This is a genomic window from Rhizobium sullae (assembly GCF_900169785.1).
Taxonomy (GTDB): Bacteria; Pseudomonadota; Alphaproteobacteria; order Rhizobiales; family Rhizobiaceae; genus Rhizobium; species Rhizobium sullae.
This window is the reverse complement of record NZ_FWER01000233.1, coordinates 1-290: the sequence shown is the minus strand read 5'-3', so window position 1 is coordinate 290 and position 290 is coordinate 1. Positions and strand designations below refer to the sequence as shown.

The following is a 290-nucleotide window of genomic DNA, read 5'->3' as shown; positions in this document are numbered from 1 at the left end:
CGTCGGCCGGTACGACGGTTTTGTTGCCAAGTATATGGGCGACGGCGTCCTCGTATACTTCGGCTATCCCCAGGCTCATGAGGAAGACGCCGAGCGGGCCGTGAGGGCCGGCCTCGCGGTCGTTGAGGCCGTCGACCGGCTGGATGCGGCAGGCGAGCACCTGGCTGTTCGGATCGGAATCGCCACTGGCCTGGTCGTGGTGGGTGACATCATCGGCACCGGCGAGGCCGAGGAATGCAGCGTCGTGGGTGAAACGCCGAACCAGGCGGCCCGCCTACAGGAGTTGGCCG

Annotated in this window: 1 protein-coding gene; it reads left to right on the top strand. The window is 66.9% G+C overall.

The genetic code is table 11. The annotated features are described in order from the left end of the window. On the top strand, positions 1-290 hold a 290-nt coding region (locus tag BN1800_RS39930; protein WP_143534288.1), incomplete at both ends, for an adenylate/guanylate cyclase domain-containing protein.